16 protein-coding genes are annotated in these 16,626 nt (G+C 45.7%); 10 read left to right on the top strand and 6 right to left on the bottom strand.

Annotated features, from left to right (window positions below; genetic code table 11):
* The first annotated feature begins 382 nt into the window (after positions 1 to 382).
* The 7 genes from QSV34_RS10505 to QSV34_RS10535 all read left to right on the top strand — a co-directional run bounded on the left by QSV34_RS10505 (position 383) and on the right by QSV34_RS10535 (position 4,513).
* Positions 383 to 799 carry a hypothetical protein gene (locus tag QSV34_RS10505; RefSeq protein ID WP_289154502.1) on the top strand — a complete coding sequence of 139 codons (417 nt, stop codon included), beginning with the start codon at positions 383 to 385 and terminating at the stop codon, positions 797 to 799.
* Positions 800 to 804: 5 nt separating this feature from the next.
* Positions 805 to 2,055, top strand: coding sequence for a relaxase/mobilization nuclease domain-containing protein (locus tag QSV34_RS10510; protein WP_289154505.1), 1,251 nt, complete (start codon positions 805 to 807; stop codon positions 2,053 to 2,055).
* Positions 2,056 to 2,136: 81 nt separating this feature from the next.
* Entirely contained in the window at positions 2,137 to 2,679 is a 543-nt protein-coding gene (locus tag QSV34_RS10515; RefSeq protein WP_289154507.1) for a hypothetical protein, read from the top strand.
* 1 nt (position 2,680) lies between these two features.
* The gene (locus tag QSV34_RS10520; protein WP_289154511.1) at positions 2,681 to 3,097 is read left to right on the top strand and encodes a hypothetical protein; all 417 of its coding nucleotides are present in this window, start codon (positions 2,681 to 2,683) and stop codon (positions 3,095 to 3,097) included.
* Positions 3,097 to 3,603 (top strand): hypothetical protein, encoded by a 507-nt coding sequence (locus tag QSV34_RS10525; protein ID WP_289154513.1) that lies wholly within the window; start codon positions 3,097 to 3,099, stop codon positions 3,601 to 3,603. Before QSV34_RS10520 ends, QSV34_RS10525 begins: the two co-directional genes overlap by 1 nt.
* Positions 3,604 to 3,669: 66 nt before the next feature.
* Positions 3,670 to 4,056 (top strand): hypothetical protein, encoded by a 387-nt coding sequence (locus QSV34_RS10530; protein WP_289154516.1) that lies wholly within the window; start codon positions 3,670 to 3,672, stop codon positions 4,054 to 4,056.
* Between the two features lie 49 nt (positions 4,057 to 4,105).
* Positions 4,106 to 4,513, top strand: a complete 408-nt coding sequence (locus tag QSV34_RS10535; protein ID WP_289154518.1) for a hypothetical protein — start codon at positions 4,106 to 4,108, stop codon at positions 4,511 to 4,513.
* A 15-nt stretch (positions 4,514 to 4,528) separates the two neighbouring features.
* Here the strand turns inward: QSV34_RS10535 and QSV34_RS10540 are convergent, their stop codons facing one another.
* The 4 genes from QSV34_RS10540 to QSV34_RS10555 all read right to left on the bottom strand — a co-directional run bounded on the left by QSV34_RS10540 (position 4,529) and on the right by QSV34_RS10555 (position 10,254).
* The gene (locus tag QSV34_RS10540) at positions 4,529 to 4,960 is read right to left on the bottom strand and encodes a hypothetical protein (RefSeq protein WP_289154520.1); all 432 of its coding nucleotides are present in this window, start codon (positions 4,958 to 4,960) and stop codon (positions 4,529 to 4,531) included.
* Positions 4,932 to 5,198 (bottom strand): hypothetical protein, encoded by a 267-nt coding sequence (locus QSV34_RS10545; protein ID WP_289154523.1) that lies wholly within the window; start codon positions 5,196 to 5,198, stop codon positions 4,932 to 4,934. Before QSV34_RS10545 ends, QSV34_RS10540 begins: the two co-directional genes overlap by 29 nt.
* Positions 5,195 to 8,089 (bottom strand): RHS repeat-associated core domain-containing protein, encoded by a 2,895-nt coding sequence (locus QSV34_RS10550; protein ID WP_289154526.1) that lies wholly within the window; start codon positions 8,087 to 8,089, stop codon positions 5,195 to 5,197. Before QSV34_RS10550 ends, QSV34_RS10545 begins: the two co-directional genes overlap by 4 nt.
* A 65-nt stretch (positions 8,090 to 8,154) precedes the next feature.
* Positions 8,155 to 10,254 carry a DUF6531 domain-containing protein gene (locus QSV34_RS10555; protein WP_289154529.1) on the bottom strand — a complete coding sequence of 700 codons (2,100 nt, stop codon included), beginning with the start codon at positions 10,252 to 10,254 and terminating at the stop codon, positions 8,155 to 8,157.
* 331 nt (positions 10,255 to 10,585) lie between these two features.
* Here QSV34_RS10555 and QSV34_RS10560 point away from each other — a divergent pair, with 331 nt between their 5' ends.
* Positions 10,586 to 11,197: a hypothetical protein gene (locus QSV34_RS10560; protein WP_289154532.1), complete on the top strand. Its 612-nt coding sequence runs from the start codon at positions 10,586 to 10,588 to the stop codon at positions 11,195 to 11,197.
* 1 nt (position 11,198) lies between these two features.
* On the opposite strand, the gene QSV34_RS10565 is transcribed toward QSV34_RS10560, so the two are convergent.
* Entirely contained in the window at positions 11,199 to 11,648 is a 450-nt protein-coding gene (locus QSV34_RS10565; RefSeq protein ID WP_289154535.1) for a hypothetical protein, read from the bottom strand.
* Between the two features lie 267 nt (positions 11,649 to 11,915).
* On the opposite strand from QSV34_RS10565, the gene QSV34_RS10570 reads away from it, so the two are divergent.
* The gene (locus tag QSV34_RS10570) at positions 11,916 to 12,506 is read left to right on the top strand and encodes a recombinase family protein (protein WP_289154538.1); all 591 of its coding nucleotides are present in this window, start codon (positions 11,916 to 11,918) and stop codon (positions 12,504 to 12,506) included.
* Between the two features lie 18 nt (positions 12,507 to 12,524).
* On the opposite strand, the gene QSV34_RS10575 is transcribed toward QSV34_RS10570, so the two are convergent.
* Positions 12,525 to 13,400, bottom strand: a complete 876-nt coding sequence (locus tag QSV34_RS10575) for an ArdC family protein (protein ID WP_289154541.1) — start codon at positions 13,398 to 13,400, stop codon at positions 12,525 to 12,527.
* Between the two features lie 464 nt (positions 13,401 to 13,864).
* On the opposite strand from QSV34_RS10575, the gene QSV34_RS10580 reads away from it, so the two are divergent.
* Positions 13,865 to 16,441, top strand: a complete 2,577-nt coding sequence (locus tag QSV34_RS10580) for an AAA family ATPase (RefSeq protein WP_289154543.1) — start codon at positions 13,865 to 13,867, stop codon at positions 16,439 to 16,441.
* Positions 16,442 to 16,626: the final 185 nt, after the last annotated feature.

Genomic DNA, 16,626 nt, shown 5'->3' on the forward strand with positions numbered 1-16,626 from the left:
TCAACCTGGTCAACAACGGACAATTTAAAGGCTAACGAATAATCACGCTGAGTGCGCTTAGCTGTTGATTTCATATCACTTTCCAATTTGGTGATTGAAAAGTGTCAACGTTATTCAGGACGGGACAGCCCTAAATAAAAAGCCCCACCCTGGCGGATGAGGCTTTTCAATTGGTGGGCCTAGAAAGTCCGACATCGAACCTAAATGTACCACAATCAACTGACAAAATTCTCGAAGCGGATGCCTTAATCACCACTTTGGCTCAATGGAGCGAATACCTTGAAAAAGATACTCCCTACTACCGCGAAAAGTTAGCAAACACTAACGATCAGGATTCTACTGAGCAAAATCCCCTGTCTCCAAAGATGAAGGGGCCAACGCTATGAGTAGCCTCTTTAATTCTTTCAATACAGCGGCTCAAGATGTCGAACTCGCGCCAACAAGAAGTAAGGTGGCTCGCCCGTTCACCCTGCGTCTGAGTGACGAGGAGCGCACCGAACTTGGCCGATTGGCTGGTTCCCAGTCTTGGGGTGCCTATATCCGCTCCCAGGTATTCGGTGAAAACGCCAGTAAGCGCCGTACTTTAAGAAAGCCACAGCTCAATGATCGTAAGCTGGCCGTGGTGCTTTCTGCCTTGGGAGACTCGCGTCTGTCCCAAAATCTCAATCAACTGGCTAAACATGCCAATATCGGGACTTTGGATATGACCCCTATCGTTGAGCAAGAACTGCTCGAAGCCTGCCAAGCGGTGGTTACTATGCGAGAACTGCTGTTGTCGGCATTGGGCCATAACGGATAATCCGAATGATCCTACAGGGCAATCAACGGGGCGGCGCTGGCGATCTCGCGCGGCACCTGCTCAAAGACGAGAATGAGCATGTCGAAGTCTATGAGCTTAGGGGGTTCGTAGCGGATGATCTGGCTGGCGCTTTTAAAGAAGCCCATGCCATCAGCAAAGGCACCAAGGCCAAGCAATTTCTGTATTCCCTGAGTGTGAACCCGCCCTCTGGGGAAAATGTCACCACAGAAGCGTTTGAAGATGCCATTAACCGGGCAGAAAAGACGCTGGGGCTGGTCGGTCAACCCCGCGCCATTGTCTTCCATGAGAAGAAGGGCCGCCGCCACGCACACGCCGTCTGGTCGAGAACCGATACCAGCACCATGACAGCGGTTCCCTTGCCCCATACCAAACGCAAGCTCATGGCGCTGTCACGCGACCTTTATATAGAGCATGGTTGGGATATGCCCGAAGGGTTTATCAATTCTGACCGTCGCGACCCGCGAAATTTCACCCTAGCCCAGTGGCAGCAAGCCAAGCGGATTGGCAAAGACCCCAAAGCCATCAAACAGGCCTTTCAAGATAGCTGGGCGGTAAGCGATGACCAGAAAAGCTTTGCCCATGCCCTGAAAGAAAGAGGCTATACGCTGGCCAAAGGGGATCGGCGCGGCTTTGTTGCTCTCGATCACCGATGCGAAGTCTTTGCAGTAGCTAAATGGGTAGGCGTTAAGACGAAGGACGTTAAAGCCAAGCTTGGCAGTGAAGCCCCGCTCTCGTCTGTCTCTGAGACAAAACAGACGATTGCAGCCGATATGAGCCAGAGGCTTGTCGATCTCCAAGCAAAACAGGATTCCAAGATTGAGGAACGGCTGGAATCCATTGATAAACTGGAAAACGCTCTACTCGTACAACATAAGGCCCAACGCCAGGAACTCAGTGAGTATCACCAAAACCGTCAGCGGGAAGAACTTCTTGCTCGTCAAAGCCAGTTCAGAAAAGGATTGCGAGGGCTGTTTGACCGTATAACTGGCCAGCGTAAGAAGCTGATCCGCCAGCACGAAAGCGAGGCTGCAAAGGCAGTCAGCCGGGATCGACTTGAATATGACGGTCTGGTTTTCAAGCAACTGCAAGAACGAAACCGTATTGAACGCCGTCATCAACGACTGCAAGAATTTAAGCGTAACCGTTATCAAGTGATCGAAAAAGATATTAACCAATACCGTGAAATGGTAGAGGGCAAGCGGGACAAGCTGGTATTACACCCCAAAATCGAGTGATTGAGCAGACAAGAAAGCCTGTTTCCCAAGATCAAGGTAAACCCTTGTTAGGCTGAAATCTCCCGTAATAGGAGACAGTCTATGTATCAGTCGTTTTTTGAAAAGACCTCGGAATACTTGGTGCCTGCTGCGATTGCCTTAGTTCTGTGGGGCGCAATTCACTACGCAGTATTCACCCCTCGTATTCTGATGGCCGATTTGCCCGTGCAATATCAGGGCTTCGATGCCAAAGACCCACTGCCAGAAGATGTTAGAGCCTGCTTTCTGGACAACCTTGTTCCTGAAACACTCTCGGTTGGGCGCTTCGATGCTGCGATTTACACCGCCAGCTTCCAGTATGTAGCCCAGCCTTACCTAAAGTCTCTTAAAACCGTAGAAGCCAATCTCGATCAGAAATGCGGGATTACCCAGACACGGGAACGCTTGGCGCTTGAAGCAGAACAGCGCCGGAAAATGGCCCTTATAGCCGAAGCCAAGCGGCTGGATGAGGAAGCCAGAGAAAAAGCCCGGCTTGCTGCCGAACGTGCAAAGGAGCTGGCCCGAAGGAAACAGGAGCAATTTCTGCGTGATGTTCCACAAGACCCACTGGGCGCACTTCTCCGCTTGATGCAGGAGGGACTTTAAGATGGAACAGGTTTACTACAAAAAGGGTGAAACCAAAGTAACGATCTATCAATTGCAAACAGCGCGAAAAGCATATTGCATTGAAAATATTGAAAAAATCTATCTAAGAAGACCTCTTTTTTGGTTTTCGGTGCCATTGGCAGTGGCTTTCTACCATCTACGTCAATTTTACGGTTTATACCTGTATGACTATGAGCATTGGGTATGTATTGCCATGTTTACGGTAGTGCCTTTGATTGCATGGTTTATTAGCACCTTAAACGTTACGTCTAAGTGCCTCACAAGCGATACCGTAATGAGTGGTTTTAGGCCAACTTTAAAAGAATTGAAAAAAGCCACACAACAAGCAATCAATGACGCTAACAATAGAAGCCGTCCAATCACAGGTCGTTACTACGCTGACATGGTGGATGAGTAATGAGCAGTCATAGCCCCCCGTCTACGCCAGGGATGGCGGGCAGCTTCAATGAAGCAGCAAGACCGGACTCAAGCAATGAAATTAAGCCGGATAGAATTTTCACGAAAACCGTTCGTAAACGGTCTTCTTATGAGGGCGTGGGTAAAAGTGAAGTTACCAACACACAGGAACGCGCTCACGATTTGCAGCGCAAAATTTCCCGCTATTACAAAACCCACGAAAAAAATCTGGTGGATAGAGAGTATCACCGCCTAACGTCTTCGACCCTGCAAACACACCTGAGATACGGGCCACCTCACAGTGGTCGCTCACTCGAAAAGCATTATCGAAGTCAGGCAAAACGCAATATCCATCAAGAACGCGATAAGCGCTTAAATCAGGTCAAGCGTATTTCACTGAGTATGCAAGGTCAGGTCGTGGAGAAAAGCCAGGTGATGCGTAAACGTGAAATTATCAAACAGGAACAAAAACACAGTCTGGTAACTGCCTTTAAACAAAGCATTTAACGGGCTTTGTTTGCGCGTCGGAATCTCGGCGCGCTATCTTGGTGAATAACAACAAGGAAAGTACAAATGATAGAAAGAGAATTTTACTGGAATTTTAGTAACGAATACGACACCTGGGAACTGATTATGGATGATCTGGTTGTGTATTACCTGTTCCGTGCCGATGACGAGGGCAAGCTATGGGGCGCACTTGATCGTATCTGTGGTGCAGTACCCGAACTATCCGCTCTGCGGTGGACGGATGTAGAGGCGGCCAAGGAACACGTTTTGAAGGTCGCAATAGCTCGCTATACAACGCGCCCTCTGACACCCTTGGACTACTATATACATTCCTTCACACCGCCACTGTCTGAGGAAGATCAGGCCAAGGCAGATGCTTTATTCCAGGTAAAACCATCCAACAAGCTATCAGAGGGCTTTGCCCAAGCAGAGCGGCCATTTGGTGAATACTAAGCATGAAAGATCAGATAACCAACTGTAGGTTACAGATGGAGCCAAAAGTATGGATCGAGAACTGCAAAAACAAACTGAATACATCTCCGAAGTTGTTCATAAGCTCCTTGACGGAGATGACGGCCTTGGTCAACTGAACGGCACCTATGAAACGCAGCGGGTGGTGTTAGATATTCCAAAGGCGTTTACCTATCTTGCCTATTACATGGACACGCAGCACCGCCAGCGGGGAATACCAGTCGAACACTGGGATTATCTTGAACGGGAATTTATGCGCGGCAATAAGAATATCAGAGCGAAAGTTCGCAATTTCTTTACCGAGTTAATCTACAACGAAATGAGTGATAGGCTGCATTATTTCTGTCACGGTCAATACAGCTCGCAGCGCAAAGAGTGCGAGTTTATAAATTCCTCCATATGGGTCAGCTCTGACCGTGATGATGACTTGCCGTTTTGATTGCCGATATTCATATCAATTGCCGCGATACCAGCCCCTCTCAGGTGAATATGCCAACGGCTCGCCTTTCTTAAAAAAAGCGATAAGCAAGTCATCCTCGCCGTCATACTCCTCAAAATTAGCAAATATAGATAACTCATAGCCTTGGCTAAAGGAAAGAACTATGGAATTTTCACCGCTTATTTTGATTGAGGCGAGGTATTCTTCTGAAAGGGGAGTCAATATCTTTTCGAAAACTTCCTCATCTTGCACATCACTGGACAAAATTTCAGAGCCATTTATCGTAAAACTCCAGTCACAAAGATACACCCATAAGCTAACTAAAGCGGTATCAATAGTTAAAAAACTACCAATACCTTTATCTATCTTCTGGATATTGGTTGGGAGGGCATTAGACCATTCCTCCGGCACCCCTAGATCAATCGAAGTCACTATCAAATTTTTCAATAGCCTCTTCTAGGGAATCATAAAGTTCGCCTCTATTTTCTGGAGCTTCCTCAAGAAATAAGTCAAGATATTGCCGACTTAAGTCGGCAATATCTTTTGAGTCTATAGGAATAGAGTAGTAGTCTGCACTCTGAACACAGTATTTTTTTAGCTTTATAAGCTCAAAACAGTTGTATTTTATGGCAGTCCTTTCATCTTCACGCTTCCATACTGAAATTTTCTTATATAAAACATTCATTGCCAACGCCCTGATCTGATTCTATTCAATGTATTTGATCTAGGGTTTTTAAATCTAGTATGAAATTGACCATTAGGCCTTAAAATTACAACTTGATTGCCCTTCACGTAAACAGTATTGCCAGTTTCTGTATCTGTGTAACGCTTCCCTTCTCTAATCACACGATCTACAGCGCTACCTGATCGGTTAGGGTCAGATCGACCCTCTTGCTTTCGTTGCTTACCATGTTCTGTATCTCCATCTTCACCCTCATTATCGTCTGGATCTTCTTCAGGGTCAGGTGGACTACTATTTGCCGGACTACTAGCAGCAGCATTTGGTACAGGAGTCTGCTTAGCCCCCGATTCGCCATCACTTGACTCATTTGCTTGTGACCAAGGCGAAGATGAAGAGCTTGAAAAGTCTGGGAATGTAGAGCTGCCAAATCCTGGGGGGCAGCTTGCACTTTGATTAACATTTTGTACAGCTACCTGTCCAACTACAGAAGCTCCACCTAGCAAACCGACTGCGCGGCAAAAGGCAGGATTGACCCGGCATGTTGCGGTTACGCTGTCAACGAACAGCCCAAGAGGGTCTGTGTATTTAACAGGGTTTCCACTTACATAGCCGTAAGTGCTAATGCCTCCACCCAACCCTATCGGATCAGATTGAATATATCGACCAGTTTCCGGGTCATAATCCCTGAAATAGTTATGGTGCAGCCCAGACTCTTCATCGTAGTGCTGTCCAGTAAACCGCAGGTTGTTGGCGATAGTGGTGGTCGTAACCGTAGTTTCACCAAACGGCTTGCGGTCTGATGACCAAACGACTTGCTGAATACCATTTGTAATGACTTGTGGTGTACCAAGGTGGTCATTGTGGCTGTAGTAAAGCGTTGATGAACTTGGCGCACTGTACTGAGCAATCGCCAGTGGCTGCTTGGCAAGGTAGATATATTCCCGAACGGCAGCACCACTGCCATCCAGTTCAGCCAACAACTCACCTGCACTGGTGTACAAATAGTGAGTGGTGGCAGTGGGGGTTACCTTTTTAACCCGTTCGCCTCTGGCGTTGTAGGTATAGGTGGCTTTTAGGGTGTCTTGAGGGTTAGGGTTGGCGCTGGTATCTCGCTCGGTTACAGTCACTAAACGGTTGCGGTCATCGTAACCGTACAGCAAGCCATTACCGCTACTATCCAGCTTGCTAACCTGATTGCCATTAGCGTCATACTGGTATGTCCAGTTGTTCGTGCTTAACAGTCGGTGGCTATTGGCATCATAAGTGTAGCTATCCGTCCCGGTGTTATCGGTAATGGTCTGGCGGTTTCCGGTCGCATCGTAGGTATAGCTGAGAGTGCCGTATACACCCGTAGCGTTAGTGAGCCGATCCAGCGCATCATAGGTAAACGACTGGTCGCGGCTGCCATCCAGCGTATCGTCTACCGCCGTGATGTTATCGACATTGTCGTAGCTGTAGCTATTGGCTTTGACTGTGCCATGACTTTGGGAGGTCAAACGATAATCTTGGTCGAAGCTACGGTCTAGCTGAATGCCATTGCCATAGTCAAACTGCTTGATTGGCCCAAAGGGCTGGTAGGTAAAATTGCTGGCCAGCGTTTGAGTCTGAGCGTTATAGGTTGTGGTAGCCCCGTTAACTTCCCCCTGGTTGTTGTAGGTGTAATCTACCGTACGGCCACTGGGATACGTGATTTTGTTGAGCTGCCCCGCTGTGGTGTAGCCATAACTCAGGGTGTAGCTGGCACTGCCTGTAGCACTAATACTGGCCAGGTTGCCAAAGTAGTCGTAAGTAAAGGTTCGAGTGCCACTGGCATCAGTGATACTGGTTAAACGACCTTTGCCATAGGCTCCGGCATCGTAACCATAAGTAATATCAAGAGTCGTTCCGGGGTAGTCAACGGCCGTCAGGCGATTGAGCGCATCGTAGCTGTAGCTGGCAGTGACGCCTTTTGCATCGGTTTTGGTGAGGCGGTTATCCGCTTCATCATGCGTGTAACTGGTGGTGCCTGTATCTGGGCTAACCAAGCTGGTTAGATTACCCAAGCCATTGTAATTGTAGGTCGTCACCAAGCCTTTGGGATCGGTAACGGTATTCATATTACCTTGAGCGTCGTAACCGTAACTGATGTCTTGATTCAGCGGCTTTAATTCATCTTTGAGACGATCTAGCGCATCGAAGGATTGGGTGGTTTGGTTGTTATTGCCATCGGTAATGGAAGTCACATTGCCGTTAACATCATAGCCATAGCTGGTAGTCTGATTGCTGGCCCCAACACTGGTGAGCAAGCGACTTAGCTCATCGTAAGTTTGGGTCATGGACTTGACGATGGTGCTACCACCGTCTTTGATGACTTCTTGAGTTACGTTACCTGCCAGATCAACGGTGTACTCAATCCTCTCACCCAGATTGTTACTGACGGCTGTTAAGCGACGAGCACCATCGTACTCGTAATTCATCACCGCGCCATTGGCTAAAGTGATGCTGGTGATTTGCCCTACATTGTCGTAGCCATAGGTCGTCACTGCATCATTAGCTGAATTACCACCGGGGTCTTTGAGGGTACTGGTTAGTAGCCAGCCGCGAGCATGATAGGTAAAAAGGGTTTCTACACCATTGGAATCAATGGTTTTCTCTGGCTGACCTCGACCGTTGTAATCCGTTAATTGGGTAACATGGCCCAAGGCGTTCGTGATGGTGGATAGATTGCCAGAGGCATCGTAAGTGTAGGTGGTTACATCGCTAACATCGGTGCGGGGGCCATCTTTGGTCAGTACTTGGCCATTGCTGTTGTAAGTGTAATTCCAGGTTTGGCTGGCGTGACTGATACTTGATAAACCCAGCGCCAGCATACTTGCAGTAACAGCTATGCTCAGTTGTTTTTTCACGTTGTTCATCCTGCTGTCCTCATTGCTATTCTTAATATCCATTTTGGTATCTTGGGTATTGGAAGGTTTGCCTCTTACTCCGCATACCACTCATAAGAGCCCTCAAAATCATCTACCCAATAGCTCACACCTGAGCCTGCAACATGTTGCCCCTCTATCACGATTTCGATAAACCGAGTATTGGCAGGCATCGGATCTTCTATCTCTGTCATCGTCATTTGATTTGGGGCGGTAGTAAACGCTGGGATAGTTTCAGATATCAAGTTTTGTGATGCACCTAGAAAACGAAACCAGGTGCGTGCCGGGTCATTATTTACGCCATCCCAGCTACGATGCCACCATGTCAGTTTAGCTGTGACTCTTCCAGAATCGATTTCAGCTACAGGGACTCCATCTGCCAGTACATCAATTTGCTGAGACAGACGGGAAGCCCCCGGCGAATTGGGACCTATTGATTTGCCTGTATGGGATAATGTCTGCCCCCATCCATAATCCCACAATTGAAATGTGCCCACTTCAGGATTCCAACCGGCAAGGCTTTCTGCATCAGCATCCACAATCAACATGGACTCTGTGTACTTCTGAAAAGGGTCAATTTGCGTACTCGTAATAGTGATTTGCTTGTTTTCCAAGCTACCATTTGTGTCGTAAGTAAAATCGGTCTGACGATAGGACTGATGGATGGCTGTCGGTAGATTAAAAGTAGAATGCCAGTCGGTATTTACCGTAATCTGTTCAGGTGTGTTCAACGCATCTGTATGTGAAATAACCTGCCCTTTGCTATTGCGTATATACAGGCTCAAATTACCTGACCAATCTGTAGTAGTTAGCAGAAACCCTCTGGAGTCATAAGTATAGGATTGGTTTGCAGCCGCGCAGTGTGTTGACTGATGCCCTTCCACTTGAGCCACCTTACGGACACCACCAATTGTGGTGAAGTGATAGGCTGTCTGTTTGCCAAGGGCGTTTGTCGTTGTCACACGTGGATCAGATGGGTGATCCATATAGGCGTAATCCAGCGTAACCTTTTCAGCACTGCCATGGTGCTCAGAGCTTATTGCACGCCCCTCTGAGTCATACCCCCAAGTAGCAAACCGAACATTGTTTTCATCAGTGATGCCAGTCAAAGCATCCGGGTAATTAGCATCTTCGTAGTGATAAGTACGAGTGGTGTTATTACCAGGATATGTTACAGATACCAGCCGGCCATTTGCATCGTGACTGTAAGACACCACATTAGCCCCATTGAAATCGACAGAGCTCACCAGTTCATTATTCAGATTATATGTCCAATTGTTTCCGTACTGATCAGAAATCACTGTGGAGTTAGCCAGGTAACTGTACGACAGATCAATCGCCCCTCCCCGGTTTTTGAAAGAGATAATTTTTCCTTCTACCGAAAAGGTTTTTACGTTGCCATTCAAGTCCGTATATGTATAGGTGTTGTCGCTGTTTTCTGTCAGTGTTCCGCTATACCCCCATATCTGGGTGAAATTATCGGAAACACTTTTTCTATAAAATCGATGAATACGCCCAGTTTCGTCAACCACCTTGGCTACAAAATAGCCACTAGCCCCAACTCCTGCTTCAAGGCTATGCTCTAGCCTTGAGAAATTCTTGTGAGACCATTCGCCATAGGCACTATTATAGTAGCGCGCTATCTGAAGCGCGTTCCACGAAAAATCAACCTCTTCCTGAAACTTATTGCCACCAGCGAAATTAATAGGATTACCTACACTGTCGCATGATGGGCCCGCATGATCATCGTCTCTACAATCAAGACCTGCTAAATCCGATCCGACCCCTACCAAGTAGGTTAATTGAATGCCAGTATCACCGGTGGCAACATGATCACAGGAAAACTCGGCTTCACCGGAAACAGAGGCCGTAAAACCCGCGTAATTCTTACCTGAAATTCGATAGGTTTTAGGAGATATCGAACTACCTGTTGAAGAACAAGTAAGTCCTCCACAATTAGTCCAATCTCCAGAGCCAATCGCACTTTGCATTGCATTTGCGCAAGAGACTTGGATCGCCTCAGCAGACGAAGCTGCATAGCCTGGCCCAAATAAACTACCATTCCAACGGTACTTTACACCACATTCGGCATATACGATGCTTGCTGTAACGAATAACAGCACCAAAAGTCCTGCCTTCCATGTATTATTCTTCAATGTCTAACTCCTCATAAACTGAAGGTTGTAGTTTGGCTAGCAACAAAGCCAGACCTTTTGCTAAAGCTATAGAAATGGAGAAATTTCCTCTGTCTTCCGACCGGAGTAATAATATTGTGAGAAAGGGGTTCTCAAACCAATTGAAATAGTGGTTTGTCAATAAAGCTTGGGAAATGCCGACCATAGCAAGCATCCATGTATCCATTTCGAGGTGAAGCACAAAGAGTACTTCTCTGTCCTGCTTCTTTCAACCTTAGCTTTAAAAACATCGTTTACCAGTTGTTAAGGTCTTCACTCTATAATTGAAAGGAATCAATTGTAAGGATATTGAATGGGCATACTGACCTTAGCGTTTTTAAAGTCTGCCGATTATGAAGCTTTCTCAAACTTCATGATCAAGGGGCATGAGGGAGACTTCCGCCAAGAAAAAATGGCGACTGCAAGTAACACCTATGCCGCAAACGATAAAGACGATAACGAACATGCTGTCGATACCCTCCGGGAAGGTATTGATCTACTGGATCGCCAGAGGGAAGAGCTTCAAGAAAAAATGCGTGAACTCAATGGTGTTCAGTACACAGACGCTGACCTTGAAGCGACTATCAATGACATTATTAAAGATAAAGATGCATTTGCCGCCAAGCACGGATTAACCGATGGTGAGGCAGATCGCGTTGAATATTATGCGCTGGTCATGGCTGAGATGACCCCAGAAGAAAGAGAAGCCTATTTGATAGAACTAGCACAAGATGATCCTGTTGTAGCGAGAGCGATAAGCAGTCATTTAGAGCTAAAGAAGGGTGAGCGGGAAAACGCCTTATCACAAAAAGAAACCGCATCGACTTCGTTGGAAACCGGCGAAGTCGCAGCAGAGCTTGACAGCTCTGCTGACCAGTATGTACATACTGACGGCGCGCAAGCGCCGTTTATTCTCGATATGTAAACTAATTTTCTTCTGATGAGTCCGATTTTTTGCCAAAACCGTGTTCATAAGCGGCCACCGCTTGGTCATACAATCCCTGCTCTGTCTCTTCTATCGTATTTTTATCGTTGTCGTAAGCGGCAACCCAGTATTTGGAGCTGCCCTTAGCCCAATAATCCACATACATGGTAATGTCGATATTGTCTCTATCAGGGGATAGCAGGAAAGCCACTGGTATTCCTTCATCATCCAAGCGCTGAGCGACACGGTAGGCGGCCATCATCATTTTCTTATTCCCACCGTGAACAACAAAAGTCAGCTTATCTTCTGATAATCGGGCACCAACAGCTTGGACAAACTCCGTAGTTTTTTCGCGCATGTCTTTTTTGATGAAGTCTTTTCCTGCCATTGCTGGTACAGCGACAATTATCATCAGTAAGCCAAAGACCACATTCTTGAATAAGCGTCTCATGGGAAAGCTCCCTACAATTTTCGATATGAGAGATTCGCTATTGATTCACTATTCAGAGAACGCTACATATGGGTCATAAGGGAACCCTTTTGGTAGTATTTTCATAAGATTTTTGGGTATCTATCACTGAGATTGATACTCCTTGGAATCGGTGGATTCGTGATCTGTTCAGAGCGTATTGCAGGGATGGTCTGGCCAAGGGACAAAAGGGTTCCCTTTTGTCTATCATAGGGAGTGAAGAAATATATGCTTTGGAATCATAAGCTTATGAGCAATTTATCTGGTCGAGCCATTGGCTATGCAAGGGTTTCCACGGATGAACAAAATCTGGATTTACAGATTGACGCTCTGGAAGCCGCAGGGTGCCTAAAAGTTTATTCAGATCAGGGGGTGTCAGCGGTTGCCAAAAATCGGCAGGGATTTGAAAAAGCACTTTCTGAATTACAGTCGGGTGATGTTTTCGTAATCTGGAAGATGGACAGAGCGTTTCGCTCACTGCGTCATGCCCTGGACGTGCTGGAGCAACTAGAAAACAGAGATATACAGTTTCGCTCTCTAACAGATCAGATCGATACCACTACCCCTATGGGAAAGTGCATGTATCAAATCCGTAATGTATTTGCCGAGCTGGAGCGAAATTTGATTTCTGAGCGAACAAAAGCAGGAATGGAGGCTGCGCGCAAGCGCGGCAAACACATAGGCCGCCCCAAGAAGTTGACCAGACAGCAAGTTGAGTGGGCAAAGGCGCAACTGTCCAGCACACCGCCTGTGACACTATCCAGTGTTGCTAAAACACTGGATATTTCGACAAAAACCCTGAATAGGTCGCTTAAAATAGCTCATACTGGTTTAATTTGAACTGTAGAGCCTGCCATATTAACCTCCCTGTAAGTTGTTTAAAAAATCTACAGCTTTCTGAGCCTGTGCCGATGCCTTGAAAATTAACTTCTTGTCATTTTTGAGGGCTTGCAGCCAGGATTTGATATAGATGGCATGGTCGTCACGGCCTTGCTGCATAATGCCAAACTGAGAACAAAGGAACGCGCTGCCCAGCTCGGCAATTAGCTCTTCAAAAGCATAGCTTTCTTTGTTGCTGCCATAGCCTACTTGCTCACGGTCTAGGCGCTTCTTGCCGCCTGTCCAGTGAGTTAACTCGTGGAGCAATACTGCGTAGTAGTTCTCTGTGGCGCTTTGGTCGGTATCAAAGAACCGATCTTTACAAGGCATTTCGATATGATCGGTAGAGGGGCAAAAACAAGCCTTGTTCTTTTCTGTGTGAATGTCTGCGCTTGTCGCAGTAACAAATTGCTCAATCTGTTCAATGCGTTCTACTGTGCTGAGTTGACCCTCTTCCAGCTCTAATTTGGATTCATAGCCTTCGACCTGGTCGGCGTTGAATACGCGGTAAGATTTAAGCATGTTGTAATACTCTGGATCATTGCCGTCAGTGTCCTTCTTCTCGACCCGCTTATAAAAGATGATGAGGCTGCTTTTCTCCCCCTTTTTGACTTGTGCGCCTTTGTCTTTCCACTGTTTGAAGGTTCCCCACTCGTTGCAGCTATAGCCTTTGACCTGCTGTTCCAGCCATAAAACTAAGGTGTTGATTCCGTGGTATTGGTTAGCTGTCACTGGATTGATTGGCATTTTCTGGCCTGTCAGTCGTGCAAAGGGGGCTTTGTAGTCGTCTAGGCTTACTTGCTCCAGCGCCTCAACAATGTTGTTTGTCACGGTTTGATAGATGTCAGTTTTCATGGCCTTTTCTCCTAAATCGCTTTTGAGGTTCTTCGCGAAGCGCTAACAGCGCCGTGCATGAACCTCTGGCGACTAGGCCGACTAGGCGGACGTGAGAAATCCAGAAAAATTGCGGAGTGTCTGCCCTGCGAAGCAGAACAGGCAGAAACCGTCATTTTTCTTGATTTAGAGGGGAACAAGACCCCCTAGAATACGCGAGAGATCGTTACCTTTTGGCCAAGACCTGAACAGGGCTTGGGGAGGGCTGTAGGCCCGAGTAGAGCTCGACCCGGTTTACCGGGCGCGCCAGTGTTTGAATCTCAAAGAGTGGGGTTGCCTCCCGTCGAATCTTGTTTTAGATCAACTCGGCCCGATAGGTAACTGCTAACCTCTTTTAAATTGAACGATTTAGGTATAATTTAGCGCCTCTGGATGCTGATTCAGTACAGAACTGTCTAATAATTGATCAAGGACGTGAATTTCCCATGCCTCGCTTTCAAAATGCTGTTGGATATCTAGTAGAGCTACGCGATAGCGTCAATGAGCCTTGGTTTGATGCGTTGTGTGATATGGCACTGAACTCAGATGGCACCATTCCAACTCAAGAAAGGTTAGAAGCTTTATGGACATACTTGCACGGATTAGAAAGCTATGAGCGTTCAGCGCTTCCAACAGCTGCTGCATTTTCAACTGCTCAAAATACTTCTGGTTCTGCCTGCCTAACAAGTATTCACAACTTTAGTTCTTTTAAAAAGCTATCCCCAAACCTCAAGATAGAGCCTGGGAAAAAGATAAGTCTCATATTTGGGATGAATGGGTCAGGTAAGTCAAGTCTGTGCCAAGCTATAAAGGTTTTATCGAACCCAGAAGACCCGGACTCCCCCCTCCATAATGTACATAGTAGCGGTCAAAACTCACCAAGTTTTTCTTATTCTTTTGAGGGTGATACTCAGGAAAGGCAGTGGTCTCCACAATCTGGCTTTGGGTCATTAAATGAGTTTATCAAATATTTCGATTCATCTGTTGCATTGAGAAATGTTGAAGACAGTCTGAATCCTAAAAACTCCGTAGAAGTTTCTGTATTTAGATTGGAGCTCTTTGAATATGCGAGATCACTGTTAGAATCTTTCCAGAGCTATACAGGCAGCAAAGTACAATCAGAGAATACAAGACTAACCACTTTAATTGAGAATCTTAAATCCAAAATTAACGCCACTGTAAATACGAATGTGGAGCCATTTTTAAGCTGGTCTTCGATAAATCCTGCACCAATGAAATCATGGCTAGATGGGATTATAGAGTTTGGTAATAAAGATCAAGAGCTTGCTAGTCTCTCAAAAAGCCTGGAACAGCATATGATGGCCTCCAGCAAGGAAGGTCTAAAAGGCTTGCAAGCCCAATTAGCCTTGATTAAACAACTTAAAACGAAATTATCATCATTTGAGCAAAAATGTAGAACATCTCCAGTTTCTTTTATTCAAGCGGCAGATGTCTCGATAGAACAAAAACAATCAACATTGAATGAACTATCTGCAAGACTATCTAGTGATAATATAGACCCTATTCGCTTTCAGATGATGGTAAATCATGCGTCGGAATTAACAGACTTTTCCAATGCTAAGGCAAATTCTACCGATTGCCCTCTATGTCGCCAAAAGCTTTCTAGAAATGCTGAAAGCCTTTTTAAGGCTTATCATGAATACACAAATAATCAAATTCGAAATGAAATAAAAGACCTGAACCTCAAGAGAAGTACTGCTATCGGTGTTTTGAGTGAGATTCGTAAGTTTAATCTAAATGAATATCTCGCCTGCCAAAATCAACTCCCCGTTAATTGCTTTCAAAATTTAAGTCAAGTGGTAGAAGCGATATTGAACTCAGTGCCTCCAGAAGGTGGTGATTTTTCAAGTTTTAACACTGAAGAATTCTCTAAACATTCACAGTTAAGCATCTATGTTCAAGTTATCGAAGAGACAAAATCACAGATAGAAACTGCTATTAAAGCATCTGCCGAAAACGAACAGTCACTGAGCAGCGCAATTAAGCAGCTTCAAGATAAAATTGGGAATTTGAGGGCTCATAAGACTATATCCGATCACAAGCAAGAAATGCTTGCCATATGTGCAGAGATAGAAAAATTTGTACCAGTCTCAATTAAGTGTAATGGGATAAATTTTTCAACAATGTTACGGAATATGAGTTCGAAAGGGAAAAAGGCCTATAATGAGTTGGTCTTGGACTCTTTCCAAGAGCAACTTGATCGAGAATATATCGCCCTCTGTGGGGCATCTATGGAGCAAATGGGAGTTCAACTCGACAGTCGCGGAAATCGGCAAGATGTGATCGTAACTCCAAAAATCGGCAGAAGTCCGGTGCATCGTGTATTGAGCGAAGGCGAGCAAAAAGTTCATTCTCTTGCAGTTTTTATGTGTGAAGCAGAAGCATCACCTAATCAGATTCTTGTATTTGATGATCCGGTAACTAGCTTTGACTACAACTATGTATCAAATTTCTGCAAAAGAATCCGTGATTATCACAAATCAAATCTTACCACTCAGATAATTATCCTGACTCATAATTGGGACTTTTTTGTAAATTTGCAATCCGTTCTCAATAAAGCCCACTTAAGTCAGAGTGTCTCAGTACAAGTTCTTGAAAATTGTGCAACGGCAAAAGAGTATAAAGAGAAGTGGGATGATCTTTGTTCAGAAATCGGCCAATACTTGAATGCTCAAAACGAACCTTCACCCGCAGACAAAGAACACTTATCTGGCCTTATGAGGCGATTGATAGAGCGCCTTACAAATCAGTTTGTATTCAATGAACAAAGACATCAATACAAAATTAAAAGGCTAGCAGTTTCTGAATTTAGAAAATTCACGAAAATTGTCCCCTTATCCATCCCAGAAGCAGATAAGCTAGGCGACCTGTACTCCGATTTGAGCCCATCAGAACATGACGATATTCGTAACTTCTATACTGGTATTTCAAAGGTTCAATTTCAAACTTGGTATCAGGAAATACTCAGCATTAAGGGGGCTCTAGAAGCTAGGAGAGTATGAATAGAGTTACTTATAGAGGTTGACTAGGCGCGGACGTGAGAAATTCAGAAAAATTGCGGAGTGTCTGCCCTGCGAAGCAGAAGCAGGTAGAAACCGTCATTTTTCTTGATTTAGAGGGGATCAAAAACCCCTGGAATGAGCGAGAGATCGTTACCGAATGGCCAAGACCTGAATAGGGCTTGGGG

The sequence above is a fragment of the Porticoccus sp. W117 genome (assembly GCF_030341905.1).
In the GTDB taxonomy this organism is placed as follows: Bacteria; Pseudomonadota; Gammaproteobacteria; order Pseudomonadales; family Porticoccaceae; genus SCSIO-12696.